Origin of the sequence: Clostridium sp. KNHs205 (assembly GCF_000702945.1) — a bacterium.
Classification (GTDB): domain Bacteria; phylum Bacillota; class Clostridia; order Lachnospirales; family Lachnospiraceae; genus Anaerocolumna.
Genome location: NZ_JNLE01000005.1, coordinates 1,047,050 through 1,073,309 on the forward strand (window position 1 = coordinate 1,047,050; position 26,260 = coordinate 1,073,309).

At 39.0% G+C, this 26,260-nt stretch carries 29 protein-coding genes and 1 tRNA gene; 2 read left to right on the forward strand and 28 right to left on the reverse strand.

The window, feature by feature from the left end; translation table 11 throughout:
- Positions 1–104: 104 nt before the first annotated feature.
- The 7 genes from BR73_RS0124065 to BR73_RS0124095 all read right to left on the reverse strand — a co-directional run bounded on the left by BR73_RS0124065 (position 105) and on the right by BR73_RS0124095 (position 9,202).
- The gene (locus tag BR73_RS0124065) at positions 105–1,778 is read right to left on the reverse strand and encodes a nucleoside kinase (RefSeq protein ID WP_242860752.1); all 1,674 of its coding nucleotides are present in this window, start codon (positions 1,776–1,778) and stop codon (positions 105–107) included.
- A gap of 146 nt (positions 1,779–1,924) precedes the next feature.
- The gene (locus BR73_RS0124070) at positions 1,925–2,626 is read right to left on the reverse strand and encodes a class I SAM-dependent methyltransferase (RefSeq protein WP_033168346.1); all 702 of its coding nucleotides are present in this window, start codon (positions 2,624–2,626) and stop codon (positions 1,925–1,927) included.
- 522 nt (positions 2,627–3,148) lie between these two features.
- On the reverse strand, positions 3,149–4,237 hold the full coding sequence (gene rpoD / locus BR73_RS0124075) for an RNA polymerase sigma factor RpoD (protein WP_033168347.1): 1,089 nt from the start codon (positions 4,235–4,237) through the stop codon (positions 3,149–3,151).
- A gap of 58 nt (positions 4,238–4,295) precedes the next feature.
- Positions 4,296–6,080 carry a DNA primase gene (gene dnaG / locus BR73_RS0124080; protein ID WP_033168348.1) on the reverse strand — a complete coding sequence of 595 codons (1,785 nt, stop codon included), beginning with the start codon at positions 6,078–6,080 and terminating at the stop codon, positions 4,296–4,298.
- Positions 6,081–6,634: 554 nt separating this feature from the next.
- The gene (locus BR73_RS0124085; RefSeq protein WP_081848899.1) at positions 6,635–7,681 is read right to left on the reverse strand and encodes a deoxyguanosinetriphosphate triphosphohydrolase; all 1,047 of its coding nucleotides are present in this window, start codon (positions 7,679–7,681) and stop codon (positions 6,635–6,637) included.
- Positions 7,682–7,784: 103 nt separating this feature from the next.
- Positions 7,785–8,522 (reverse strand): SDR family oxidoreductase, encoded by a 738-nt coding sequence (locus BR73_RS0124090; protein ID WP_033168349.1) that lies wholly within the window; start codon positions 8,520–8,522, stop codon positions 7,785–7,787.
- Between the two features lie 605 nt (positions 8,523–9,127).
- Positions 9,128–9,202, reverse strand: a tRNA-Pro gene (locus BR73_RS0124095).
- A gap of 192 nt (positions 9,203–9,394) precedes the next feature.
- Here BR73_RS0124095 and BR73_RS0124100 point away from each other — a divergent pair.
- Positions 9,395–10,042 carry an epoxyqueuosine reductase QueH gene (locus BR73_RS0124100; protein ID WP_033168350.1) on the forward strand — a complete coding sequence of 216 codons (648 nt, stop codon included), beginning with the start codon at positions 9,395–9,397 and terminating at the stop codon, positions 10,040–10,042.
- 113 nt (positions 10,043–10,155) lie between these two features.
- Here the strand turns inward: BR73_RS0124100 and BR73_RS0124105 are convergent, their stop codons facing one another.
- Entirely contained in the window at positions 10,156–11,217 is a 1,062-nt protein-coding gene (locus BR73_RS0124105) for a GNAT family N-acetyltransferase (RefSeq protein ID WP_033168351.1), read from the reverse strand.
- Between the two features lie 221 nt (positions 11,218–11,438).
- On the opposite strand from BR73_RS0124105, the gene BR73_RS0124110 reads away from it, so the two are divergent.
- Positions 11,439–11,741 (forward strand): hypothetical protein, encoded by a 303-nt coding sequence (locus tag BR73_RS0124110; RefSeq protein ID WP_033168352.1) that lies wholly within the window; start codon positions 11,439–11,441, stop codon positions 11,739–11,741.
- A 145-nt stretch (positions 11,742–11,886) separates the two neighbouring features.
- Here the strand turns inward: BR73_RS0124110 and BR73_RS27925 are convergent, their stop codons facing one another.
- From BR73_RS27925 to BR73_RS0124205, 20 genes are all read right to left on the reverse strand, one after another.
- On the reverse strand, positions 11,887–12,612 hold the full coding sequence (locus tag BR73_RS27925) for a glucosaminidase domain-containing protein (protein WP_051685543.1): 726 nt from the start codon (positions 12,610–12,612) through the stop codon (positions 11,887–11,889).
- Positions 12,602–12,889, reverse strand: coding sequence for a phage holin family protein (locus BR73_RS0124120; protein WP_033168353.1), 288 nt, complete (start codon positions 12,887–12,889; stop codon positions 12,602–12,604). Before BR73_RS0124120 ends, BR73_RS27925 begins: the two co-directional genes overlap by 11 nt.
- Positions 12,890–13,299: 410 nt before the next feature.
- Positions 13,300–13,611 carry a hypothetical protein gene (locus BR73_RS0124125; protein ID WP_033168354.1) on the reverse strand — a complete coding sequence of 104 codons (312 nt, stop codon included), beginning with the start codon at positions 13,609–13,611 and terminating at the stop codon, positions 13,300–13,302.
- Between the two features lie 40 nt (positions 13,612–13,651).
- Positions 13,652–13,792: a hypothetical protein gene (locus BR73_RS28945; RefSeq protein WP_156034927.1), complete on the reverse strand. Its 141-nt coding sequence runs from the start codon at positions 13,790–13,792 to the stop codon at positions 13,652–13,654.
- A 3-nt stretch (positions 13,793–13,795) separates the two neighbouring features.
- Complete coding sequence (locus BR73_RS0124130; protein ID WP_051685544.1) at positions 13,796–14,116, reverse strand: hypothetical protein; 321 nt, start codon at positions 14,114–14,116, stop codon at positions 13,796–13,798.
- A gap of 13 nt (positions 14,117–14,129) precedes the next feature.
- Positions 14,130–15,071, reverse strand: a complete 942-nt coding sequence (locus BR73_RS0124135; protein WP_051685545.1) for a glycine-rich domain-containing protein — start codon at positions 15,069–15,071, stop codon at positions 14,130–14,132.
- 9 nt (positions 15,072–15,080) lie between these two features.
- Positions 15,081–15,806: a pyocin knob domain-containing protein gene (locus BR73_RS0124140; RefSeq protein WP_033168355.1), complete on the reverse strand. Its 726-nt coding sequence runs from the start codon at positions 15,804–15,806 to the stop codon at positions 15,081–15,083.
- Positions 15,806–16,354 (reverse strand): putative phage tail protein, encoded by a 549-nt coding sequence (locus BR73_RS0124145; protein WP_033168356.1) that lies wholly within the window; start codon positions 16,352–16,354, stop codon positions 15,806–15,808. The genes BR73_RS0124140 and BR73_RS0124145 overlap by 1 nt, the downstream gene beginning before the upstream one ends.
- Positions 16,347–17,402 carry a baseplate J/gp47 family protein gene (locus BR73_RS0124150; protein WP_033168357.1) on the reverse strand — a complete coding sequence of 352 codons (1,056 nt, stop codon included), beginning with the start codon at positions 17,400–17,402 and terminating at the stop codon, positions 16,347–16,349. The genes BR73_RS0124145 and BR73_RS0124150 overlap by 8 nt, the downstream gene beginning before the upstream one ends.
- Complete coding sequence (locus BR73_RS0124155; RefSeq protein ID WP_033168358.1) at positions 17,402–17,791, reverse strand: DUF2634 domain-containing protein; 390 nt, start codon at positions 17,789–17,791, stop codon at positions 17,402–17,404. The genes BR73_RS0124150 and BR73_RS0124155 overlap by 1 nt, the downstream gene beginning before the upstream one ends.
- Positions 17,784–18,050: a DUF2577 domain-containing protein gene (locus BR73_RS0124160; RefSeq protein WP_033168359.1), complete on the reverse strand. Its 267-nt coding sequence runs from the start codon at positions 18,048–18,050 to the stop codon at positions 17,784–17,786. The genes BR73_RS0124155 and BR73_RS0124160 overlap by 8 nt, the downstream gene beginning before the upstream one ends.
- Positions 18,040–19,023, reverse strand: coding sequence for a hypothetical protein (locus tag BR73_RS0124165; RefSeq protein WP_033168360.1), 984 nt, complete (start codon positions 19,021–19,023; stop codon positions 18,040–18,042). The genes BR73_RS0124160 and BR73_RS0124165 overlap by 11 nt, the downstream gene beginning before the upstream one ends.
- A gap of 26 nt (positions 19,024–19,049) precedes the next feature.
- The gene (locus BR73_RS0124170; protein ID WP_051685546.1) at positions 19,050–19,964 is read right to left on the reverse strand and encodes a LysM peptidoglycan-binding domain-containing protein; all 915 of its coding nucleotides are present in this window, start codon (positions 19,962–19,964) and stop codon (positions 19,050–19,052) included.
- A gap of 1 nt (position 19,965) precedes the next feature.
- A complete protein-coding gene (locus BR73_RS27930) occupies positions 19,966–22,236 on the reverse strand; it encodes a tape measure protein (protein ID WP_051685547.1) in 2,271 nt (756 codons plus the stop codon).
- Positions 22,237–22,419: 183 nt separating this feature from the next.
- Entirely contained in the window at positions 22,420–22,848 is a 429-nt protein-coding gene (locus BR73_RS0124180) for a phage portal protein (RefSeq protein ID WP_033168361.1), read from the reverse strand.
- A 332-nt stretch (positions 22,849–23,180) separates the two neighbouring features.
- Positions 23,181–23,657 carry a phage tail tube protein gene (locus BR73_RS0124185; RefSeq protein WP_033168362.1) on the reverse strand — a complete coding sequence of 159 codons (477 nt, stop codon included), beginning with the start codon at positions 23,655–23,657 and terminating at the stop codon, positions 23,181–23,183.
- 20 nt (positions 23,658–23,677) lie between these two features.
- Complete coding sequence (locus tag BR73_RS0124190) at positions 23,678–24,988, reverse strand: phage tail sheath family protein (RefSeq protein ID WP_033168363.1); 1,311 nt, start codon at positions 24,986–24,988, stop codon at positions 23,678–23,680.
- The gene (locus BR73_RS0124195; RefSeq protein ID WP_033168364.1) at positions 24,982–25,191 is read right to left on the reverse strand and encodes a hypothetical protein; all 210 of its coding nucleotides are present in this window, start codon (positions 25,189–25,191) and stop codon (positions 24,982–24,984) included. The genes BR73_RS0124190 and BR73_RS0124195 overlap by 7 nt, the downstream gene beginning before the upstream one ends.
- Positions 25,192–25,388: 197 nt before the next feature.
- Positions 25,389–25,811, reverse strand: a complete 423-nt coding sequence (locus tag BR73_RS0124200) for a DUF6838 family protein (protein WP_051685548.1) — start codon at positions 25,809–25,811, stop codon at positions 25,389–25,391.
- On the reverse strand, positions 25,792–26,241 hold the full coding sequence (locus BR73_RS0124205; protein ID WP_156034929.1) for a hypothetical protein: 450 nt from the start codon (positions 26,239–26,241) through the stop codon (positions 25,792–25,794). Before BR73_RS0124205 ends, BR73_RS0124200 begins: the two co-directional genes overlap by 20 nt.
- Positions 26,242–26,260: the final 19 nt, after the last annotated feature.

Genomic DNA, 26,260 nt, shown 5'->3' on the forward strand with positions numbered 1-26,260 from the left:
TTTATTTTAACACGCAAAAAACAGATTGTAAAGGGGTTTTTCATCATTCTTACTGGCAAACTCTTGAAGAATAGTCACTACAGCAGACAATGTGTTTACTCCAATCATACCTTAAAGCAGCTTCCGCCGATAAATTCCTTTAGTATAGAATGTTTTGGCACAACATCGCTGTTGACACCCAGAAAGTAGTCAAGGAATTTCAACATACGTTTGGCTTCCATGTATTCCTCTGATTCCCTTGAAACACCAAAGAGTACAGGCTCTGCATAGGATTTTAAGATGGCAAGCTCATATATCAGGGCAGAATTGAACATAATATCAGCTTCTTCCTGATAAGGAAAGATATTCTGTTCTTCCCCTCTTCTTACAGAAGGCCACATACTGATGGTTTTCGTTCCATCTGCTCCTCTGGTCCTTGCATCTCTTACCATTCTTCTGAGAAGACGTAAATCAGTGGTGGGTATACGATTGTGCTCATCAATATTTAGTGCTGTCAGTGCGCTGATATATATTTTAAACTTGCTTTCTTTGGGCAGGCTGTAGGAAAGCTTGTCATTAAGTCCGTGTATTCCTTCAATGACCAGTATATCATGAGGCCCAAGGGTTTTATAGTTTCCCTTATATTCTCTGTGCCCGGTCAAAAAGTTAAAGCTTGGCAGTTCAACGGTCTTTCCTTCTAACAGCGCTGACATGTCACGGTTAAAGCTCTCCGTATCAATTGCTTCCAGTGCCTCGTAATTTGGCTTTCCGTCTTCATCCAACGGCGTCAGGTCTCTTTCCACGAAATAGTCGTCCACGCCAATAGGGTGTGGAACCAATCCATGAGTCTTTAGCTGAATGGATAGACGGTGGGAAAAGGTGGTCTTACCGGAGGAGGAGGGACCTGCTATCATAACTAACTTCTTGCCGGATTCTTTTATCATGGCAGCGATTTCGCCGATTTTCATTTCCTGGAACATTTCCTGGGTAAGGATCAGTTCATTAAGCTTACCGGCTACGATTGCTTCGTTTAAGGCTCCAACGGTATCAATTTCCATTGTCTGTGCCCATTCATTGGATTCTTTCAGGGTTTGATATAATTTTTCAGGAAATACAAAAGGCTGAAGCTGTCTTGGTTTCTTTTTATCTGGCATAATAAGTATCAGCCCTTCATCCTTTTGGATCAGGTCAAACCACTGAAGCATACCGGTGCTGGGCGGCATATATCCGTAATAATAATCCTCAAAACCTTCCAGGTTATAGATATTGGTCTTTGAAACACGTCTGTAACGGAACAATTTTTCCTTGTCATACATTGCATAAGATTTAAAGAGTTCAATAGCATCATCTGTTCCGATGGTTTTCTTCACAAAGGGAAGGTCCTTCTCTATATAACTTCTCATCTTCAGCTTGATCTTATCCGCTAACTCTTTTGTCACAGGTAAATTCATTATGGGCTGGCAGTAGATGCCTTCTTTCAGAGAGTATTCCACATATACCTTATCAATATTTTCTTTTCCTACAATACTGTAAATTGCTTTCATAAATACCAGTATCATTCCTCTGGTATAGGTTTTGTGCCCTGCGTCTTCTCCGGTAGTCACAAAACGAATCTTACAGTCTTTTTGTACCTTTTTTGTTAACTCTCTCAGTTTATTGTTAACAAGAGCAAGAATAAAGTCACCGCCGTCCTTTGGTGTATCTTCACGGCTGATTTCTAAAAGGCTCGTTCCTTTCGGATATTCCTTTATAACACCATCTATCTCAACTTTTACGTATTCATCCATATTAATAACCATGCCTTTCTCACAGACTGCAATCCTTGGCTGCAGACATAAATTGTCTGTGTAATACAAGGAAAATATCACTTTGTACACAGTTAACCTGCATACAAAGTGAATTATCTATGTTAAACAATATATTCAGCTTCTTTTACCTGAGCACCTTAATTATTAAAATAATTAAGAGCTGCATGTATTAAGGCAAGATCCCTTCGGATTTCTTCCAGTCTTTTATTGCTTCCGGCGGTATCTGTATCCCTTAATGATTCTTCTACCTGTTCTTTTAAACGTTCTTCTCTTAGCAGATATTCTTCTACCAAAGGGCCGCCACTCTCTAGGAGCTTCTTTCCATATAAATAAAACAGCTCTTGATCATAGCTTTCCTTCACCGGGTCCTTTAATGCTTTAATAATGATATAGTATTTGTCATCTTCTTTTACCATTTTTTCAGACTCAATTCTATATCCACTTGTATGAAGATGCCTGCGTACCAGAAAGATTTCTGATTGAGGTTGAAGAATCAACTCCTTAACTTCTTTTAAAGCCGACTCACCTTCTGTTAATATCCGGACCATCAAGGCTCCACCCATACCGGCAATAACAACTGTATCCGCTTCACCGGGGTTTAACCTGGCAAGTCCGTCGGATAGTCTTGTTTCTATTCTGTCTTCCAGCCCTCTGATCTCAATATTTTCCCTGGCTTTACTTAAAGGGCCTTTATTAACATCCATGGCAACCACCCTGGGCGCGATGTTATTCTCTGCCAGATGTATGGCTATGTAGGCGTGGTCGCATCCTACATCTGCAACCCTGTTTCCTCCTGTAACAGAATCTGCAACAGTTTTTAAACGTAATGATAATTGCATGCTGTCTCCTGAATCGTTTTATATATTCTCTAAGTACTTTTGTTGCAGTACTTTCTCTCAGCCACACTTGTGCCTTCGTATAATGTCAGACTTGTACTTTCTTCTCATTTACACTTTTACATTCTTCTCATGTAGACTTGTACTTTCTTCTCATGTAGACTCGTACTCTCTGCTCATGCACACTTGTACTTTCTGTTCATGTAAGACTTGTATTTCTGCTTATGCACACTTGTACTTTCTGTTCATGCATACTGACTTTCTGCTCATGCACATTTGCACTTTCTTCTCATGTAGACTTGTATTTCTACTCATACACACTTATGCTATCTTCTCGTTTACAACTTATACTTTCTTCTCATTTACACCTGTATTTCCTTCTCATATGGGCCCCTACTTTCACATATATACTCGTGTTTTTTCTTTCTATTGCACATTAATCTTAATTTGTGCTTGCTGTACTAAGAAACGTTTCGGACGAAAATACAAGTTACCTCATCTATACTGCGTTATATTATAAACTCTTTATTCCAAATAGTCCTTTAACTTACGGCTTCTGCTGGGATGTCTTAATTTGCGGAGAGCTTTGGCTTCAATCTGTCGGATTCTTTCTCTTGTCACATTGAATTCCTTCCCTACTTCCTCTAAGGTCCTGGCTCTGCCATCGTCCAGACCAAAGCGCAGTCTTAACACCTTCTGCTCTCTGTCCGTAAGAGTACCAAGGACATCAAAGAGCTGTTCCTTTAACAGCGTAAAGGCCGCAGCATCTGCAGGCACGGGAACATTGTCATCCTGAATAAAATCTCCCAGATGGCTGTCTTCCTCTTCGCCGATAGGTGTCTCAAGAGATACCGGCTCCTGGCTGATTTTTTGAATTTCACGCACCCTGTCAACAGGTACATTCATTTCTTCCGATACTTCCTCCGGCGTTGGTTCTCTCCCCAGCTCCTGTAGTAACTGTCTCTGCACTCTTATCAGTTTATTAATTGTCTCCACCATATGCACCGGTATACGAATGGTTCTGGCCTGATCCGCAATGGCTCTGGTGATAGCTTGTCTGATCCACCAGGTTGCATAGGTGCTGAATTTAAACCCTTTGGTATAATCAAATTTCTCAACTGCTTTAATAAGTCCTAAATTTCCTTCCTGAATGAGGTCAAGAAACATCATCCCTCTTCCTACATAACGCTTTGCAATACTTACCACCAGTCTCAGATTGGCTTCTGCCAGTCTTTTCTTGGCATCTGTGTCCCCTACCTTCATTCTTCGTGCCAGTTCGATTTCTTCATCGGCACTTAAGAGAGGAACCTTCCCGATTTCTTTTAAGTACATTCTTACAGGGTCATCTATGGCGATTCCCTCCGGTATGGAAAAGTCTATCTCTTCTATATCCTCTTCGTCTTCTATCAGGATATCCTCTTCCTCCGTCATGCGAAGCACATCCACATTATTTAATTCCAGGAACTCATAGATTCTTTCAATCATAACGGAATCCAGTTCAAAATCAGCAAAAAAATCATTTATTTCCTGAAATTCAAGAACATTCTTTTTCTTCTTGGCAAATACCAGAAGTTCTTTTAACTTTTCAGTGAATTTAACCATATTCTCATCCATTATTTATCCATCCTCCTTGCTCATTCCAGTATGAAAATTCAGTTTAATTACTAGTATTTTAACCACAGTCCAGGGAAATATGCAATTTCTGTAAGCCCGTCTGCTCCTTTATGATACCCTGAAGTGTCTGAATATCATTTTGCTCAATGGCCTCCTTACTCTGCTTGTCCAGGCTGTTCTTCTTAATTCTTTGTACTGTTTCATTTAAAGCCTTTTCTTTTTCCTTGCTGCCCATTTCACTGCTTAGCTCCAGGCTAAACAGTGCCGCTGCTTCCTTTTGTTCTTCTTTGCTTTCAAAATGATTAAGAATCTTGGCAGGTATAACCTTACCCTCCTTCTCATATTGATCGAATAAAAGCTCGGCTGCCTGTTTGTACAAATCTTCTGTAAAATCCCTGGGTGTTATAATACCCTTGATTTTCTCAAAGAGCCTTAAATCATCTATAAGCCAGGTTAACAGTATCCTTTGGGACTGCCGCATTCCTTCCATGGGCAGGTTCTTATTTCTATCCTTAATAGTATGCTCTTTTGGTTTATAGCTGTCGCCGGTTCCAAGTCTGGCACCGTAACTATTCACCAGCTTGCGTAAATTGTCAAAACCGATTTCATATTTGGCTGAAACAGCCTCTATATAAATATTTCTCTCGATTTCCTCGGTAAACTGCAGCATTTTCTTTGCTGTTTCATTAAAGAATTTCGTTTTCTGCTCCGGGTCATTCATGTCAAAATCCCGCTCTGTTACCTCCACTTCAAAGAGAAAGGAATTTTTAGCAGTTTCTATCCGTTTTTGAAATTCCTCGGCCCCCAAGGCTTTGATAAATTCATCCGGGTCTTTATACGGCTTCATATCAATAACCTTTACCGTTAAGCCCACGTCTTTCAGGATTGGTATAGCTCTTAAAGCTGCCTTGGTACCAGCCGCATCACTATCGTAAGTTAACAATACTTCTCCCGTATACCGCTTAATAAGGTTAGCCTGTAACCCCGTAAAAGCAGTTCCAAGGGATGCCACTGCATTGGTAAACCCTGCCTGATGAAGTGCTATTACATCCATATAACCTTCGCAGATAAGAAAATTTGATTTTCTTGAGGTTCTTGCAAAATTAAGGCCATACAGGTTTCTGCTCTTATCAAAGAGTTTGGTCTCCGGTGAATTTAAATACTTGGGAAGTCCATCCCCCATTACACGTCCGCCAAACCCGATAACACGGCTATTCGCATCCATAATAGGAAACATGACTCTGTTCCAGAATTTGTCGTATACCTTGTGTTTCTCATCAAAGCTTACAAGTCCCGACTCCCTTAAAACCTCATCGTCATAGCCCAAATGTTTTAAATACTTATAAATGTCATCTCCTGTCTGGTTGGAGTATCCAAGTCCGAATTTCTTTATGGTATCCTCCGATAACTGCCTGTTTACCAGGTAGTCCATGGCAGCTTGTCCTCTGGGAGATTTTAATTGAAAGTAATAATACTTGGCGGCTTCTTTATTTATCTCTAACAGTCTTGCCTTTAAGCCTGCCTGACGTCTGGCTTCTTCACTGATTTCAGCTTCCGGCAGTGTTACACCGACTCTGCCCGCCAGATATTTGAGAGCCTCTACAAAGGTGTAGTTCTCATACTCCATAATAAAGGTAAATACATTGCCTCCTACACCGCAGCCAAAGCAGTGATACATCTGTTTAGAGACACTGACGCTAAAGGAAGGAGATTTCTCACTGTGAAAGGGGCACAGTCCCATATGGCTGCTGCCTTTCCGCTGTAATTTCACATAGGAACTGATTACATCTACTATGTCATTCTTCTGTCTTACTTCTTCTACCAGTTCTTCCGGATAAAACATGTCTTCTCCTTTTCCTTTTAAATGTAGATCATATATCTTATATTTGCTTCTTTGTAACTTGATTCACTGATTTATTGTAGTCTTGTACTTCAGCATTTCAACTTAAATAAATTATTTCATTTTTTCTGATTTAATTTTAGTTTAGCTTTAAGCTATAATCTGGTTTGTTTCATCTATTGTTCATTTATGATGTGATATTTTTATCTTAACTTTTTGTCTTATCTTTATGTCTAATCTTTTTATCTTATTTTTTTTCCTATTTTTTTTATCTTATTTTTTTCTTATATTTATATTTTTTTCTTATATTTATATCTTATCTTTTTGGGTCTTATCTTTGGTCTTTTCTTTGGTCTTATCTTTGGTCTTATCTTCTTATATAACCTTTTATCTTATCTTTTTCGTCTAATATCTTCTTTTGTCAAAACTTTTTATCTATCTTTTTATCTTATATTAAAAATTCTTCCATTATAATAATTTACCTGTTTTCTAATTATGATTTTCTACAACTAAAGATATCTAAACTATTTGTATTCTATCATTTTACATCTCTTAAACTAATATACACTCCAGAAACGAGGTATCGCAATCTCATTAAATTTAGCTACAGCATAACGGTCCGTCATCCCTGCTATGTAATCGCATACCGCTCTGGCTTCTTTTTCCTCTTTTTCTTTAATCATATTAAAGTACTCCTCAGGCAGAAGTTCAAGATTCTTACTGTAATATTCAAACAGATACTTTAACATAGTCTCTGCCTTTTGCTCTTCCCCTTTGGCTTTTGGATTGGTATATACACTGTAAAACATGTACTTTCTCATACCAAACATGGCTTTTTCTATTTCGGGAGACATTAAGATATCATCCTTGTCCTCGCTGCAGCTTACAATGTCATGTATTATTCTGTTTAACCGTTCTCTGGAACTGTGACCCAGAATATCAGTAAATTCCGTGGGAATATCTTCTTCGGAAATGATATGTCCTCTGATAGCATCATCAATATCGTGATTTATATAAGCTATTTTATCGGATAATCTGACTATTTTCCCTTCAAGAGTCTTAGGCACTCCATTGGTCTGATGATTAACGATACCGTCTCTGACTTCTTTCGTCAAATTGAGCCCCCTGCCGTGATTTTCAAGAAGTTCAACAACACGTATACTCTGCAGATGATGTTCAAAACCTTCTGCGCAAATAGAATTCAATGCTCTCTCTCCGGCATGACCGAAGGGTGTATGTCCCAGATCATGTCCTAATGCTATAGCTTCCGTCAGATCCTCATTCAGTCTTAAGGCTCTGGCAATGGTTCTGGCATTCTGGGATACCTCAAGGGTATGGGTAAGTCTCGTCCTGTAATGATCTCCTTCCGGAGCAAGAAATACCTGTGTCTTATGCTTTAATCGTCGAAAGGCTTTGGAATGAAGAATCCGGTCCCGGTCTCTTTGATAAATTGGCCTTAAATCACAAGGGTCCTCATACACATCCCTGCCCATAGAATTATCACTAAAGGAGGCATATTTACTCAAAAACTGATGTTCTCTTTGTTCCAGCTTTTCACGCATGCTTAATGTCTTTGCCATTTTTTCTTTTTCTGCTTCTTCCATACCTGTTCTCCTTTCTTTCAGATTAATGCTTATATTAATAATATTCCACCAAAACTTCCTGTTTCCTTTTTTTATTTTCAAAATTTTGCTTTTCCGGTCGAACTTAGCCCTTATATTCCCAGCCTTCATCCTTATGATAAATCATAAGTTTGCTCATACCACCATCTACCGTGATATTCTCTCCGTTTATAAAGCCGCTGTCTTCACTGCACAGGTACATGGCTAGCTTTGCGATATCTTCTGTCTTTCCGATTCTTTTTACCGGATGCTGCTCCTTGTCCTCTTTGGAAAATTCCTCTCCTGTAGTATCAATCCATCCAGGTGAAATACAGTTCACCCTTACTCTGCCGGCCAGGCTGACTGCCATAGCATGGGTTAGCGCCACAATACCGCCTTTTGCTGCCGAGTAACTCTCTGTATCCTCCTGGGACATGGCAGCTCTGGTAGAGGAAATGTTTACGATTGCACCACCTTCTCTAAAATACTCCATAAACAGTTTCGTCAGATAGTATGGTGCACCTACTCCCACCCGCAGTACTTCATCAAAGGCTTCAAAACTGCAGCCGGAGAGAAGGCCTTTGTTGCTGAAACACGCATTGTTTATAAGATAATCAATTTTGCCATACCGGTTAAGAACTTCTGCTACATAGAGCTGAATATCCTGTTCTGCTTTTAAGTCTCCCGTAAAATAAAAGTCGGGAGGATTTAAATTTAATGTATTCACTGTAAGTCTGTCCATAACAGCTATTCTGGCACCTGCTGCCTGAAAGTGCTCTGCCATACTCCTGCCAATTCCTTTGGCACCTCCGGTTATAACGACTACTTTGCCTGTAAAATCCATATATGCCTGCACCTCATTTCATTATTTCTTTTTAAATGTATTATAACTTAATGAATTGTTTGAACTTATTATACTATAGTTGTCTATACATAAGGTGGATATTAGATTTGCCTCTATCTTTCGAAATTTTTTGTTAAATATACTATTTAAAAATGACCTATAAGTTTATATTTTTGCCTACATAAAGTGTTTTAAAAACTACCATGCCAATTTATGTTTTTGTCCTTTTCCAAATATTAAACATATATGCAAACTTTTTGTTCCTAAGTCATGTCTTAAAACTCTCATATCTTAAAACTCACAATACTGTTCAGAATGCTCCTCTTTGCAGTATTCAGCTTTATAATTATGAAAACGCAACACCATTACCCATAATCGAGCCTTGCTGTAAGTAAGCATATATCCCACAAAGCGCAGTGTTCGCAGTGTTAAGCCTCGCACGATGAGTTTTCAGACTCACGCTGGAAAAGGCCAAATTCACCACACATGGCATAGTATGGCACATTATGCCATATATAGCATACTTGGTACAAAGAAAGAAGCAGCAGGATCAAATACAACTTCAATCCTACTGCTTCTTATTATATACCGCTTTAAATAAAAAATCGAGGCGACAAGATTTGAACTTGCGACCTCTGCGTCCCTAACACAGCGCTCTAGCCAAGCTGAGCCACGCCTCGATATTTGTGTGTGATAAGCTTTTTTATTTTGCTCTTGCGTCTCACAACAATATTATAATATAATATTCTAGGGAAAAAATCAAGTAGAATTTTCATATTTTTTAAAAAAATTTAAAAATTATTATTAAGTACAAAAAAAGCCCTAAAAAACTGCCAAAAACATACAGATTTAGGCGAATACGGAGGATATCATTGGAAAACATTATAAATTATCAAAAAGAGTTGGAAAAAACTCTATCAAATATAACCGCACAAGGCAGTACTCCCACTCTTCTGCTCCACAGCTGCTGCGCCCCCTGCAGCAGTTATTGTCTGGAATACCTGTCAGATTATTTTAATATTACCATATATTATTATAATCCCAATATATCAATGAAAGAAGAATATGACCGCAGAGTGGAAGAACAGAAACGACTGATCAGTGCTATGCCTGTAAAACACCCCATTTCTTTCCTTGAGGGCAGTTATGAACCGGAGCTCTTTTATAAAATTGCCAAAGGCAAGGAAAACCAGCCCGAGGGTGGCGAAAGGTGTTTCGGCTGTTATGAACTCCGTCTGAGAGAAGCAGCCAAATGTGCGAAGGAAAATGGATTTGATTATTTTACCACTACCCTCACTATCAGTCCTCACAAAAATGCTGCCAAACTAAATTCTATCGGTGAAGCTGTAGCTGCTGAATACGGAGCTGTTTATCTCCCCTCGGATTTTAAGAAAAAAAACGGCTACAAGCGCTCCATTGAATTATCAAAGGAGTTTGATTTATACAGACAGGATTACTGCGGTTGTATTTACTCTATGATTAGTTCCAGAGAGGGACGGGTGTCAAAAGACAATGAATAAGTTTTAATAATTATAAGACCAGCAGCAATACCTAAAATAAGCAATCCTTTGCTCAGCTGCTCCTAAGCATAGTAAGCTGCCTGGTCTTATATTTTGAGAATTTAACCTTTTCTCTAAATCTGATGGCTCTCAAAGAAATTAGTCCATTCGTGACAATCAAAATTTGCACCTAAACCATTGGCTTGTAGATAGCATATAAAGTCTTTGATTTTGATATAATCTATTATTGTCCCCTTCTGCTCCATAGCTGTTAGAAATACAATCACCCTTTTGAGATTATTGGATTTCAGGTAGCAGGTCAGGCAGTCCACCCATAATTCATTCTGAGTTTTTGACGCTTCTTCTAAATACATTCCCCACTCACACCACTCTCCTTCTGTTAAATCATATAAGTTTTCAACAGGTGGATATGAAGTATACGAATAATATTCATTATTGAACTGAAAACCCAAGGTTTCGGCTAAGGCTCTTGATCCTTTATTTGTTTCAACACATAGCCATTCTATCTTTTCGTAACCTTTTGCAAAACAGTCCTTAATAGTTGCAGACACGACTATTTTAGCCAATCCGTTTTTTCGGTATCTTTCATCTGTATTAATGCCGATAGCAATTGCCTTCTCGTAACTACAGTCACTAATAGACCAGCTTACAATTACTTTATCCTTGTGAATATAATACCCCGTACCATATTTCTCAAAATTCTGAGTTCTGCCCCATTCCTCTACCCATTTTAATAGCTTTTCTGTATTTTCATAACCGCTTTGTTTAATTACATTTACATCTACTTTTTCTAATACAAAGCCTTCTTTTAGAGCTGTAGTACATTCTTTAAAAATATCGCGAGTTAGAATATATCTGCGTCTTTTATATTTTCTGATATAAGGGTTCTTGTGTATGGTGGGTATAATATCGCTCCATTCCGGGGTATCAGGGGTCAGCTGATCCCAGAAATCCAGTTCCTCTGCTATCCTTGAATTAAATTCAGTATCAGTAATATCGCCTGCTACCAGGTTGCACTCACTGGTCTGTATTAATGCAGATGTTGGTTTTTCCAGGCTATTAACATAAATTTCACCTGGCATGATATAATGTATGACTGAAAATACAGACAGTTCATTTCGAGACTTGATGAAAGGTATAACCTTACTATACTCATTACTCTGTAGTTTAAACATTAAACTCTCCCTTGCGATACTTTAATATTTTACAATATTTCCGATTCGTGCAATAGTAAAATTATAATATGTAATTTCAAACACTTCAAAGGAATTTATGAGTATAGTTATTTTGTATGATCGAAGTCTCATAAGCACTTTGGCTTATTGCTATGTATTTTACTTTATGATATAAATTATGAAAATAAGAGATATAGGTTTCATGAAGGGAGGATTTATTTATGGCAAAACATGCAATTACCTCAAAGGTTAATGATGAATTGATCAGATATCAGACGGTTAAGGATTATCTGGACAGCCTGATTAATAATGACACTGAATTGTTATCTGTGGTTAAACATAACGGTGAAAGCTACTCTTTCAGTATAACTATAGACGAAAGGGAAATCTATTTTAAAGCAACCTTTGGAGATATCTACGAGAAATGTTTAGATTGTTCCGTTCATCATATTGCTGAACATGCAGAGAAATATATTATATCATTGCTTCGCCAGAAGATTATTGAGATTACCGGCACTGATTAGCTGATACCTTCGTCAATTTGAGATTAACACTGTAATATAACATATATTCCAGACAAGGAGCTTTGCACTATTGCTGTTTATTTGCAAAAGAGTGATGCTCCTTTTTGCAAAAGTAAACCCGTGTGTTCTCCTTATTACCTCTCCTCTAAATAGCATCTTTTACTTTTCTTTCATTTGCCAGTGCTGTTTTGGTATTTACTCCTACGCCCCAACCGGTAGCAGGCTTCCAGTTTAACTGTTTCCAGTATAATAACACCGCTGCTCTCGTCTTGGTTCCATAATCTCCATCCACTATCAGTGGTATATAGTCTTTTATACCTGACAGGCATATATTAAGGCTGTATTGCAGCCAGACAATGGATAAAAAGTTTGAATCCGGATTTATTGTACCTATAGGAGGTTTTGTATAAATAGCCTGAAGGTCATATGTCCATAAATCATTATCCCTAATCAGCGTGATTAGTTTGGACGTATAGGATACATCTGTTGCCCAGCCATCTTCTTTTATAAGGTAACAAGACTCACGGTAATCCGTTACTCCTTTCAAATTCTTATACCTGGCGTAATTGAGGAATTCATAATATCCCAGAATGCCTTCCGAGACGCTGACATACTTTCGGAATTTTGCCTTTACTGTATACCAGGTCTTATCATTTCTTTGTTCTTGCGTGGAATACTCTTTGAATGAGGTACCGCATGTGTTCGTCCATTTCATGCCAAAGTAGTTGTGACATTCTTTCGCAAGGCTGGATTTTCCCCAGTTTGATTCCAGAATTGCCTGGGCAATTGTCATGCTGGGTAAAATCTTGTATTGGGGATACAACTTTACAGCAGCAATTCCAAGCTGCATAATCAGTTCCTTATTCATCATTATCGGAGTCCTCCTTCTTTCCATCTTTTTCAAGCAGGTTTCTCATAGCTTCATAAAGTCCTGTACTTGCCAGACCACTAATCATACCACCAAGAATGACTGCCATGTTTATATTCGGGATATTAACCAGTACATTAATGATCGTACCTAATAAAAGCATTACTGCGGGGATATACTGGTTGTTAAATTTATCTATCTTTTTAAAGGTGTAGCCAATACATAAGCAAATGCCCAGGGTTATCAGGTTTATGTATTGTAAAAGAAAATCTAAATCCATAAAATATCACCTCTCTTTCATGTTTACATTTAGGCGTTTGCGAAACGCCTAAACCCGAATATATACGGTATATTTCTTTTGTTAGAAGATATAACTCCTAACCGATTTGTGGTAAAATTGAATTGTCCAGAAACAAATCTACCAAAATCCGAAAGGAGTTATATACCTATGATACATATTTTCTCCGCGGAACATTAGAATGGGATAACACTTACAAAATCATTACAAGAATAGTTATTGCTTAGCTGGACGAAGAACTCAGAACAAAAAACCTTCATGCAGATTTGTTCCTTTCAGGATACCTCAACTGCTTACAATTAAGTATAGTCTAAGCAGTAATTAAAATGTACTTTGTCAGTCCAAAAAATTTCTATACCCTATGAGTTTCGTAATCACTTGATATTTACATTCTAATATAAATTTTTAATACTCTGCTCCGTTAAGAAATCTTTCTGTTCATGCTTGATTTCTCTTGCAAACTTAAGGGCTGTCTCGGTTTCTCCGTTACAATGTCCATTCTTTAAAGCTGTTGCTGTAGCCTCTCCCAGTGCAATAGCAGCCCCTACACTCTTAATAAGCAGAATCGTGTTTTTCTCTCTGGCCGCTTCCTTTTGGGTGAATTCCACTTCTCTTTTTACCATTCTTCTTTCAACCCACCAGAAACAGAATCCAGTAATTGCGCTGGGAACACTTATGGCCATTAATAATGCTGATATATCCATCAACTCCTCCTCATTAAAAAAGAGAACCCTCCGCGCTCTCCTAAAATTCTTTCAATATTTCTTGTTTTTCGTTCTCTGATAACTTGGGATAATCCTCGATGATATCCACCGCTGTTCTATCCTCTAACTGTATCCTTGCTTTGATAGCATTAATAAATATAGATTTCTTCCACGTTGGCATACTTTACACCCCCAATACTTCTGCAAATGCAATATTAAGTGTAGCAACTTGACTCTCTAACTCTTCAACTCTTGCTTTTGCGATTGCTACCTCTTCGTCTGCTGTCGGGTTTCGTTCAACAAGGGTCTCTCTATCTTCCTTATAAAATTTACCATCAACATACATACTACCAATGCTAATTGGGAAATGGGTAGTATCTATCGCTATAGCGTCATCCCCATAATGAAATCTTGCGAGTTGATTCGCTATCTCAAAATTATCACAAACCACTATATTTTGTACCACTTCATCTTTGATTAAACTGAATATTTGATTACACCACATACTCTGCCCCTTTCTATTGCTCGGCCCATCTTACTATCACTGTTCCACTGGCACCATTTCTAGCATAATCATAAAGCATTTCAGGAGAACCGAATCCTCCTCCACCTGAATTGGGTGTTGCGGCAACAGCTGAAGTATTTACCCATCCAGCTCCACCACCTGCTCCACCTTGTGCTCTGATCAATGTGTTTGTACCATATCCGGCTCCAGCTCCTCCACCTGAATACAATGTTCCACCGGTTTCTCCAAATGCTCTTGTTGTAGTTCCTTGTCCATATCCATAGTGAGGTGACCTTCCGGGAACTGTTATCATATAGCCAAATCCCATCCAAAATCCACTAGAAAAACCGTTGCTTCCATTGGAACCTCCGTTTCCTCCTTTTGCTCCGTTATTGGATTCCCATCCGGCACCGCCTCCACCTGAACCACCATTTCCACCGATGCCAGCGGCATAGTTTTCATAATTTCCTGTACCTCCGTTCCATCCACTTGTGAGAACACAGTAAAGAGCACTTTCTCCCCCTCCAGCTGATAATCCTCCAAAGTACGTTGTACCAGCAACAACAGTATTTATAGACATTGGTTCAAGGTTTATCCAACCGCTTGTAGTAGCACCAGCACCTATTGTTATACCAATTTGTTGACCCGGAGTTACAGAAACATTAGCATAAGTAGCAGTCCTTCCTCCAGCACCACCACCTGCTTGGTAACCTCTTCCTCCTCCTCCTACACAGAAGACATCAACGATCCTTACACCATCTGGTACTGTCCAAACTTGTGATGATGTAAAAACTATTTGGCCGGCTGGAACAGTTCCCTGCCATGCCAACCTTGCAACACCGTTTACTCCTATGTATATCTTCTTTACCTTACGAGCTACATTGTTCACTCCTACATACGCTTTCTTTGCCTTTCTTGCAACATTGGAAACCCCTATGTATAAACCTTTTGACATACAAGCCTCCTATTCATAAACAAAGTAAAGCGAACCACTAGCCAAAGCAGATACTCCCGCTGTAAGGTCTGCAGTACCATAATCACTAGACATTTTTCTCCAAGGACCCCACCCTGTTCCACCGGAACTCCTAATATAAAATGCATTATCACCATGAAATCTAATTGCGATTTGAGCCCCATATCCCCCTGACGGGTCTGTATGTGGAATATAAATTACATGAAACCAATCGGTATCAGGAAAACCAGGAATGTTTGTTGATGATGCGATATATGGAGAGGGATATGTTGCAGATGTAAAATCTATAACCCCATACCATGCCGATTGTGCAAAGTGACTTGGAGGGTGTCCGCCTATTGAATCTGCATTCCCTCCATTAGCTGGTAAACTAGTGGGTATGGCAGGCAACCCTGTAATCATGCTTGCTGGATGAGTATCTGGGTGAACATAGTTGTTTGCGTTATCGGCCACTCCATTTAACTTCATCTTATCCGTTGGACTCATTAATCCTGCTATTGTAGTACTTGCATTACCATAGGTAGTATCTGTAAACTTTGCATTTGCAGGGACATTAGATTCCACGGTATGGCCGTTTACCATTATTGGGTTTCCTGCTTTATCTTGTGCTTCTTTTAGTTCTGTATCCAGGATATCCATATTAGCATTAAAATCCTGCACATTATAGAAATCATCTGGAGCCGGTTTCTTTAGTTTATAATATGTTGTTTCATCCATTAGCTTAATACCTCCTCTCTTAATTCTCCATATGTTTTATGGCGTAATTGTACATGTGTATATTGGTGCAATGTACTATTTTGGTTATACATTAGTAATAATGTTATAACAATATTACACGGCACCACCCGATCAAGCAGGTTACCGACCTCAGCATATTTTTTCTTGGCAGTTAAAGCCACTTTAACAGTCAAAGCATATGCACTACTGTCTAAAATAAGCTTATACCCATCTCTCCCACACAAAAGATTCAACTGCACTTCCAGATTTGTATATGTATACGGAAGCTGCTCATTCAACCTTGTCAATATCCTGAATTTCCGATCACTCAATGTATCTGTATCAAGTGCTTTTATCCCCAAGATACATTCCCATCTCTTAACCCCGTTTAATGTAGACTCATTAACAAACTGATCATCCAGTACATTTTCAAGTTCTTCCCATAGTCTTATAACCTCTGTGTTTTCCGCTGCTGAAAGAGCTTTAAATTCTTTTATTTCTCTCAGTACACCGGGAAGGTACTCTATCAGATTTATCTCCCTATCCAATTACCGTCCCCCTTACCGGAATAGCATCAGCGGTTAAAACCAGGTTAGATGCCTCTCCATTAATAGTTGTACCTGTAACATCAACAACTCCTGTAACATTCAGTAACCTTGACTCTAACTGAGAGATACGTATAATCAAGCTGTCATTATTATCCCATGTTTTACACAGTTCTAAGAAATAATTATCAATTACTCCTGTGATATAGCTCTCTACTTCATGAAAGGAGTACCCCTCCTGATATGTTATGTTAAACGTAAGATTGACCTTGGTCTCCGTAACAGTCTCAACCGTTACTATATGCCCGATTGGAGCCAAACCGTCGCCCCCGCCTCTATTTATAGTCGGGTCAACCATTGTCTGCACAGTATCAATTAAGGTTGTTGTTGCTTTCCCATAATCTGAATTAATGACTACCAGTTTTACCGTTCCTCCGCCATTCCACACAGGATACACTTTTACTCCGCCAACACCGGAAACAGCGTTTACTTTTTCGATATAATCCGCTTTGTTCCCGCCAAAGGATTTGGTCGAAAGAGTTGCATAATACCTGCTTCTGAAATCTTCGGTTTCCTCTTCGTCTTCACCGGGTATCAATATTTCAGTCAATGCAGCCGTTGTCAGTCCATCTATGTAGTCAATGGGTATCAGCATGCCAAGATTGCCATTCGGTGTACTTCCTGGAGTTTCACAGGTCAGTTTCCATATACCGGTTGATATCTTTTCCGATGCGGCATAATTATAATCTCCGCAGCTAAACCTGTCACCAACAGCTAGATCAATGTTAAATTCACCTTTCGCAACCGTATAAGTTGCAGCAGAAGGTGTAAGGCCTCTTTCAGCTGCCCTCTTAATCAGATATTCTCTGGACGCCGTGTCCGCGAAAGCTTCATTTAAGATTACATCCATTTCTATGTAGGTCTGTGCCAGCTCCACTGCTATCGGTGCCAGGGCATCAAAGATGATACTTCCTTCTCTTTTATCAATAGAATCCGGGATCTGTTCCAGCATTCGTTCGAGAATGGCATCATAAGTATTTGCTTCATACATTAGTAATCCACCTCCTTTTCCATCACTATATCCCCCCAATCAGTACGAACGGTAAAGGCCGCAGTTACGCTTCCCTTTTCCTCCGTAAAGTAAAAATCTTCAACTCCAAGTACCCTCTCATCCCGCAGCAGAGCTTCTGCTATTCTTCTCTGTAAGGTAGGCAGCACATAGGCATCCGGTTCACCAACCAGATCTTCAAGCTGTATCCCATAATCCTCGCTGTAGATTAGATAATCATCTCTCTCGGTACTAAGCCTTAAATAGATCGCCTGCTTTATTGCCTCCAATCCATCAACTTTACCCAGCATTCTATTGTTCGCTATATCAAGCCGGTAACTTCTACTGGGTTGCTCTACCACCTCAACTTCTGTATATTCAAAATCAGCCATCCGACACCACCTTATCCATTATGATATACTTCTGCCCACCCTGCATGCGAATCATTACTACTTGATCACCAACCACCAGGTTCTTTGCCTTATCCGTAATCACCAAAAATCCCCTTGTTATAGTACGTTTTTGCTCCAGATAAATGGTTAGGGGTGTGATGCCGCTTACTGTCCCATAAAGTACAACTGTTGGCTTACTTGCATCGACTGCTTCCAGGGCTACTCTCTTAAGCAGCGGTATTAATCCCTCACTGGCCATAGATACCACCTCCTAATAAATCCAGGTCCATAAAGTGACTGTCTTTGTTATAAGTATGCGTTACCCGGTTGACAAGCATGTAATCCTTAAGAACGATATCCCCCAGGTTCATATTAACATAAACTCTTGTTCCTGCTCTTACCCTGGTATCTCCAAACAGATTTTTAAAAGATAAGCTTCTGGTTTTTGTATTATAGAAATGAAGCAGTGTAGTAGCTTTCTTTCTTGTCGAGGCTTTTATTTGCTCAATACTGGTATTGGAATCACCACTGATTGATTCATAGTATTGTAAAACCCCCCACTTATCAACATTCTCATCACTTTGCTCTACAAACACCTCTCGGCTTCCTAAGGAGTCACTATTATAGACTATTTTGATTCGGTTATATGTGTTTGTATCAATACTGGAACTGTAGTCAAAATCCTCTCCGCTTTCATTACAGATTAAGATATCTAATGTCATATTTTCCATGCTTTTTAAAGTCAATTTTCCATGTTCATCATACATGGTATATAACAAGCCTTTGGCAGTCGTAGTTAAGGTAAGTGCCGTATTAATGATATCAAAGAGAGTCTGGTTATCTTCATCCCTGGAAGGTATGACATATTGCGTATCCTCGATCTCTCCTACCTGAAGGTTGAAATCTGCTGCCAGCAGCTTTATAACCTCACTGGCTTTTTTATTCTCATAGGTGTATGTATCTTTATTCTTCAGATACCTTAACTGATCATATGCTGTAACTTCAATGACATTAGCCTTTGTACGTTTCTTGGAAAATACAAATCCATAAAACACTTTTTCATCATCATATTGAAATGAAATAGAATTCCCTTCTGTAAAAGCAAGCGCTTCATCCTTTATAACAGAAAAAGTCAAAACTCCTGGCGTACCTTTTCTCTCCGTTGTCCACTTAACCCCATCCAGAACAGAAGGAAAATATAATTTATTATTGTTTTCAATAAATAATTGCATTCTTTTCTCCCCTCTTTTTAATTTCATTATGCATAACCGGTAGGTATTTTTTTAGTATAGATAGGTAACTTCTTCATAGTATCCGGTGTTATATAAAAGTACGAAATATCCGGCATTTTAGGTGAATTTTTTGCTGCTGATGGTGTAATCGTTTTAACTGTAGTTGTAGTAGGCTTCGTAGAGGTGTTCGTATTGGAGGATGAATTATTCTTTGTAGGTGCGCTGTTCTTTGAAGGATTCGATGCGGAAGCCGGTGCAGAAGATGCTTTTACATCCTGTATCTTCAGCACCTGACCAACAGACAGCTTATTGGGATTACTGATTCCATTTAATTTTGCGAGATTCCAGCACTTCGCACCATCTCCAAGAAGCTTCTTGGCTATCGCCCATAGAGTATCTCCTTTTTTTACAGTGTAAGTGTTCGGAATCGTATTCTTTGCCTTATTTCCTTTTTTTGAACTGCCTAATTCTTTTTTTGTCTTAATGTCTAATTTCTTAACCAGGGTCTCATACTTTATATACTCTTTTAATTCAATAGAAACATCCAAGTCCGGCGCATTGTCTTTTGATTCCGTAAACGTGTAGTTCTCTAACACTACCAGCATATTTGTCCACATAATATCCCGACTCATTATTTGTTCAGAACCTTCTTTGTATCTGTTTACTATAAACTCAAATGGTGTGCCCATAAATTTAAGCTTTTCAAAATATTCCAGATAATACCCTGCCGGTTGAAAAGAATTTTCATAAATAGCAAAAGGATACCACGTAGACAGGGGTAAGATTATATCAAACTTAATGGAGGTAAGACCCGGAGTTTTTATTATATTGACTTCACCCTCGTTCATTAAATTAACTGTTTTATTCTGATTATTTATTGTCGTTTGCAGCTTTGATGGAGGAATTGGCAGCAACACCTTTCCCATATAAAACTTATACATTCTACACCCCCTCTGCGGAACTGCTCATTGCTGTTTCAACTTCATTTTTTAAATATTCTACAATTCCGTCAATATCTCTCGTTCCTTTAATACTGTTATTATTAATCATGTCAACCTTAATTTCCGAGGTTGTAAATCGATTAATTGCATCTCGCTCTGCCACATCATGAAGATATTTCAGATCCTCATCACTTATATTCACTTTTTCAGCCATTTTACTTGTATTATCGGCAGTTGTTGATACATTGTCGTAAAGGTCTGTATTATTTGTATTGTCCAGAGGATTAACGGAAGGGTTAATCAAAGGGTTGGCGGAAGAATTATCTATAAAATTAGTGGAAGGGTCTTGTAATTCATTTTTCTTATCCTTTGAATTAAACAGATTGCTCCCCCAATTATACCCACCATCATAAGCCTCTGTCATATCAACCCTATAATTTATCTCTGGTGCGTTACGATTAAGCGTAATTGAATTCTCGTTTTTTCCCCACGAAAGGACAGTACCTTTCAAACCTTCAAGGCTAGCAGTCCAATCGGTACCAAAAATTGCATCGATTATTTTAGTTACGATCATCCCCAAAGACAGAAACCAGGAGATAATTTGTCCAATTAAATTTGCAACTGCACCACCCAAGCTGTCAAATCCACCATTTATTACATTAAAAATCCATTCGAAGATTCCGATGAAAGGTTCTACAAAAATGGTATAGAAATATTGAATCATCCCATTTATAGCGCCTATAAATACATTAGCAATAAGCGCTGCAAGCCACATGAACGCTCCTGCAATTAAACCAGTCGCACTTAAAGATGTACCTGCAAAATGGTTTATTGCAGCTACGACACCATAAATAATCGCTATAACAGCTATGATTAATAGTATAATCCAAGTCAATGGACAAGCTAAAAGCGCCGTATTTAATCCTTGAACTGCAACCATTTCAGTAAAGGTTGCCCCTGCTGCAAATGCCTGTTGCGTTGCTAAAATCCCCGCTCTCAGTGCTGCTGCCGCCTTTAAGCCATTTGATATGCCCTGCACAATATTCAGAGCAGTCAAAACTCCGGTATATATCACCACAGCTACAACTATACCGTAAATAAAAGGTGCTATCATCCCCCAATTGTCCGTAAAGAAGTTTCCAATTCCGGCTATTACATCAAAGAGCTGGGAAGCAACCATACCTATAGCCTGAAAACCAGTTATCAAATTGTTCTTAAAAGTCTGAAATGCGGTACTCCCCGTTATTTTCCCTATCTTTTCTAATACAGCCTGGAAAGCCATCTGACCATTGTCCTTAATGCTATTACTTACCTCCGCCCAGGTAATTGGTAGCTTACCAAACTGCTCTTCTACCGTTTGACCTGAAAGAAACATAGCAGCTTTGATTACATCAGCAGTCAGTAAACCTTCCGATGCCCAATCTCCCATAGATCCCTTTGCATGCTGTACATTTGTCATGTAATCTTCGATAGATGCAGCCAGTAATGGAGCATTCTGTAGGATATCCTTATATCCGTCTCCCTGAATACCGCCCGCACCCATTGCCTCTGATAGCTTCGACATAGAATTAGCCTGGTCTTGTGCACTAGCACCACCAACCTTATAATTCTTATTCATTAATTCAGTGAAAGCAATCAATTCATCCTCATTGCTAAAGGCACCTTTCGCTTTTGTACCAAGTTCATAGACCATATCAGCAGTATCTGCATAACTTGTTCTGGACCGCTCTGCAGCTTCAAAAACCTTCTGGGAAAATTGTTCTGAGGTTTGTAATCCTTTATTTATAGCATCCAACTTCATTTTCGTCAGGTTCATTTCATCAGATGCGCCCATTATCTTTTTGCCAGTATCAATAAAAGAAACTCCAATGCTTTTTGCTTTATCAACCAATGTAACGACTGATGAAGTACTATTGTTTAATGATTCTGTCAATTTATTCTGAAGCTTTATAGCTTCTTCGATAGGACTTAGAATCTTCTTTTGTTCATCGTTGGACGCTGCAATTTGTGCTTGCAATTTCGCTTCTGCCTGCGTACCCAGATTAACCTCACGAACGAAGGCCTTCTGTGTAGTCGTGCTGTGGTCAATGTTAGTTTCTATCTTATCTATGAAGACATTAATCATATTAAGGCCATTTAAAGCAGCACCGAAGCGGCCTCCGCTAAAGGCATCATCAAAACGCTGCCCTGTTCTTGCCAAAGCAGTATTCATGTTCTGCAGTGCTAGTGTTGCTCCATCGTATACCTCGATGGCGTTTTCTACTGACCCCATATCTCACCTACTTTCTTTTTGCTCTGGCTCTTCTATCCGCTTCCCGGTCAGCTTTGATCTTCTTTTCAACCGACGCGATGACAAAGGCCTTTTCCTTAAGACTTAGCTGCATGTACTCCCATGGTTTCCAATGGAGCTTCAGTATACAGTAATAAAGAATACTTGCCTCGCCGTCGGTTTCAATTAGTTTTTTGCTTCTTCTACCAGCTCTTCCGTATCCGTATTAAATCCGTTGATTTCCTGGACTTTTAATATAAGATCGGAATACTCTCCACTCTTAAGCATAACCTTTAACAGGTTGTCAGCACCTAATACACCATAGGAATTCTGTAACCCGGCATCGTTAAGCTCAGGATACACTACGCATTTCGCTGCCAGTTTACCAAGATACATATTACCATCGGTTTCTGTTGTAAACTGACCTTTTCTCCCAGGTACCGGCACTTTCCTGGTGCAGGCTTTTCGAATATCTTCGTCCTCTTTGGAAGAAATACAGCATAATTCCCACTCCACCGGCTTACCGGACTTTTTCAGAAACCTCTTTGATGCTACAAATTTCACATTTTCCTCTTTTAATGCGTTTTCCGCAAAAAACATACTTAATTCACTCATATTTATATCCTCCGATTATTGTAATAAGATAAATAGCAATCATATAAGGTGAATGAAGTATAATTACCTGCCAAAACATAAATAATCTCTTATCTATGCATTTAACTGCTTTGAAGGAATATACTTAAATTCAACTTATATTCAATATAAAATGGGAAGAGACTCCTGGTTCTCCTGCAATACACCGCTGAAAGACAATATTTATCTATCATGCCTGTAATGAACTATTCTTGTGATTAATACTTCACCTGCTAATGTGCAGATATCCTGTGTGCGGCAGTGAACCTGGCGCTCTTCCGTTAATTTACTTTAAACGCAACAGTCTCTATGACTTACATACGCATTCCTTTTATTACATCAAAACCTTTCTTCATTTCCCAATCTTCAAAGGTGAAGTCCATATCCTCCTCAAGATACTCACCATCGGCATCAAATTTTGCAAGTATCCCTCCATCCATATTACAACCTTTTAGTATAATTTCCTGGGTGCCAATAGTAGAAGTAGGATCAGAATTTATTATCTGTATATCAAAATAAATATCCTTTCCTGAGTTCTTATAATCATATAGTAATTTTCTAAAGATTGACGTATTATAATGGAAGGTTGCCGATCCGGTTCCCTTCCATCCTGTAGTCTTATTACCCTTTCCCGTCTTACCGAGAATCGGAATTTCTGATTTGGTCTTTTCCATTTTAGCTTCAAGATTGATAGCCTGCATGAAATTATATACTTGCGTTCCAATCGTTACATAGCATTCAGCCAGTGAGGCACTAATTGCGTCCTGAGCATTCATAATAGCATTCGCCATATTTTTTTACCTACTTTCTTTTAATTTACAGCAACTTCCATATACAGCTTCTTCATAGCTGCTACCGGGGTAACCGGGCAAGTTACAACAACTGAATCTTTCGCAGTACCTTGTAAGACAATAACTTCATCCTTTATAAATTCTTCAATTGCACCGATTTGTGATAATGCATCCATATAGCTAATAACATCATTCCAAAGCAGACTCTGGCCGGCACTGTTGTTCTGAATATTCCCTATGTATTTCGTGTTGAAAATCGCAGCAATGTCATTGCCTACCTGATCCAGTACTCTGATAACCTGGTTGTTCGAAAAATCCTTGCTCTTTTCCTCTGTAAAGGAGATCAGGGAATTGATATCATTTAAGACTCTGATGCTATCCCCTACCTTATGGAACAGCAGCTCACCGGCACCTATTCCCTGGGCTAACGCCTGCTGACTATAATTGGTATCAACCTTAAATTCTCCATTATAGGCCTTGTTTGTCAGATCTTTATTAACTTCGCAGGCTGCTTCCCTGCCGGCCAGCCAGTACATTAATGAATATACCGGGAAATCTACGTTATTATCCGTAATAGCATTTTTCAGATTGATTACACCTTCATCATCTGCTGCCATACGATATACGATTGTCTGAAATTTTACGCCAACTTCATTTCTCATACGTTTGGTAAAAGCCACAAACAAAGCAATTACTTCTGCTGCATCAGATGGGCAGGCCAGGATGTTAAAAGAATAACTTTCAAGCTTTGTTAAGAAATTCTGATAATCTGTACCTGTCACCGCCTCCCCATTGGTACCTCCGGTAAGTGGTGTTCCGGCTGTAACTGCAAGTTCAGCTGTTTTTACAGGCTCCACATAATCATTTGCCACCAGTTCAGATGCCGCTGCAACTGTCTGAGAATCCACCAGGGCAGTATCCAAATAAGTGGATACATCAAATTTGTCATTATCGTCTGCGTTTACGGCAATAACTGTCTTGAGACTGTTTCCTCTGACTCCTTTATACTTTGCTGTAACAAATGCATTGGAAGCTTTCACTCCCCCATTTAATTTGTAGAAATAACAGGTCTGAGCATGCTGGAATAAATCTCTTAAGCCCTTTAACTTATCACTTGTATAAGCGTATCCAAAGAGTTTCTGAGAGTTTGTCAGAAACTCTCCCTGTGTTACAGTAAATACCTCCCCATCTGTACCCCAATCGAGCACCAGTGGAAATGCTACAAACCCTCTGTCAGAATAGGATAATGAAGCATTGGCAGCACTCACAAAATTAATGTAAGCGCCAGGAATTACTTTGTTTTGCGTTGTAAATGTTCCGCCACCTAACATGAAATCACCTTACCTTTCAGGAAACCCTCAAGAATTTCCTCAACTTCCGATATTGAATAAGCTCTGTCCTCTGCCAACAGGGCATTGAGCAGATCTTTATTTTCGGCATATTTTTTACTTGCTGCTAACTGTTTCTTCGTAAATGTTACAGGCTCATTATTTTCTTCCTGTATGATTTTTGCTTTCGCCATATTAATAACCATACCTTTCTCATATTCTGCAAACTAAGTGCCACAGTCCCACTAGTCCCATTGCAGGCCTCATCTGCCTGCTGATTTGGTTTGCCACAAATCAGGGTGCAAATTATGTATTTCAACAATTAACTTGAGCACCCATGCAACCGAAAGCTCTCCTACAGTACTGCTCAAAATAAGAAGTGTGAAATGTTCTTTATTTCGTATTAGCTCCCTATTTCATTTTTTACATTTAAAGACTGCATTTTATCAATCTCTTCTTTGGTAGTGTATGCAAAGTAATTATATTGCACATAAAAATGCAGTATCTCTTCTGTAATCTCATAATTCATTTTGGTACCACGGAGCAGTTTTCCGTCTGACGTAATATACTCCAAGGCCGAAAGCCCAGGAACTATCTCTGCTATTTCGCTGTTTTTATTCACAGTACCGGGGTAATACTGGATATCAAAGGAGTGCTCCAGGTATAACCGGTTACTCATCATCTGTTTACGGCTTCCCTTTATCAGCTTCACCAAAAAGCAAGGCATCGTAAGCTCATTCTGGACCCCGTCCGTATAGATATGAATATCCTCTCCATAAGTTGCTTCCAGCATTGTAACAATGCCATTAACAATATCCTTTACCATCCAAGTCCTCCTTAAGAGATTTAATAAGCTCTTCTATAACCATGGGTTTCTCTTTCTTATCAAATTGAAATCCATCAAGACCTCTTTGCCTGTAAAGCAGGTAATCCGGATCCTGGATTCCTGCTTTACCGAATTGTTTGTTCAGAGAATATGATTTTATTGTATTGACGACATCATATTGAAGCTTTTGGATTGTCGCTTCCTGCTGCTTGATAATTTCAAGCAACATCTCTTTATCACTTTTACTCTCTCTCAGGACTTCTATGGCTGCCATAGCTGTTTTCAGTTTTTTCTTCGCCTGATTAAACTCTGATTTTGGTACCGCATTTCTAGGGAATTCTTCATTGATTTGTTTCATCAGGCCCTCCAGATCAATACGGCCATCATCATTTATCATGGCTCCTTCTATTAATTTTCGTATCCACTTCATCTTGTTTCCTCCATAGATA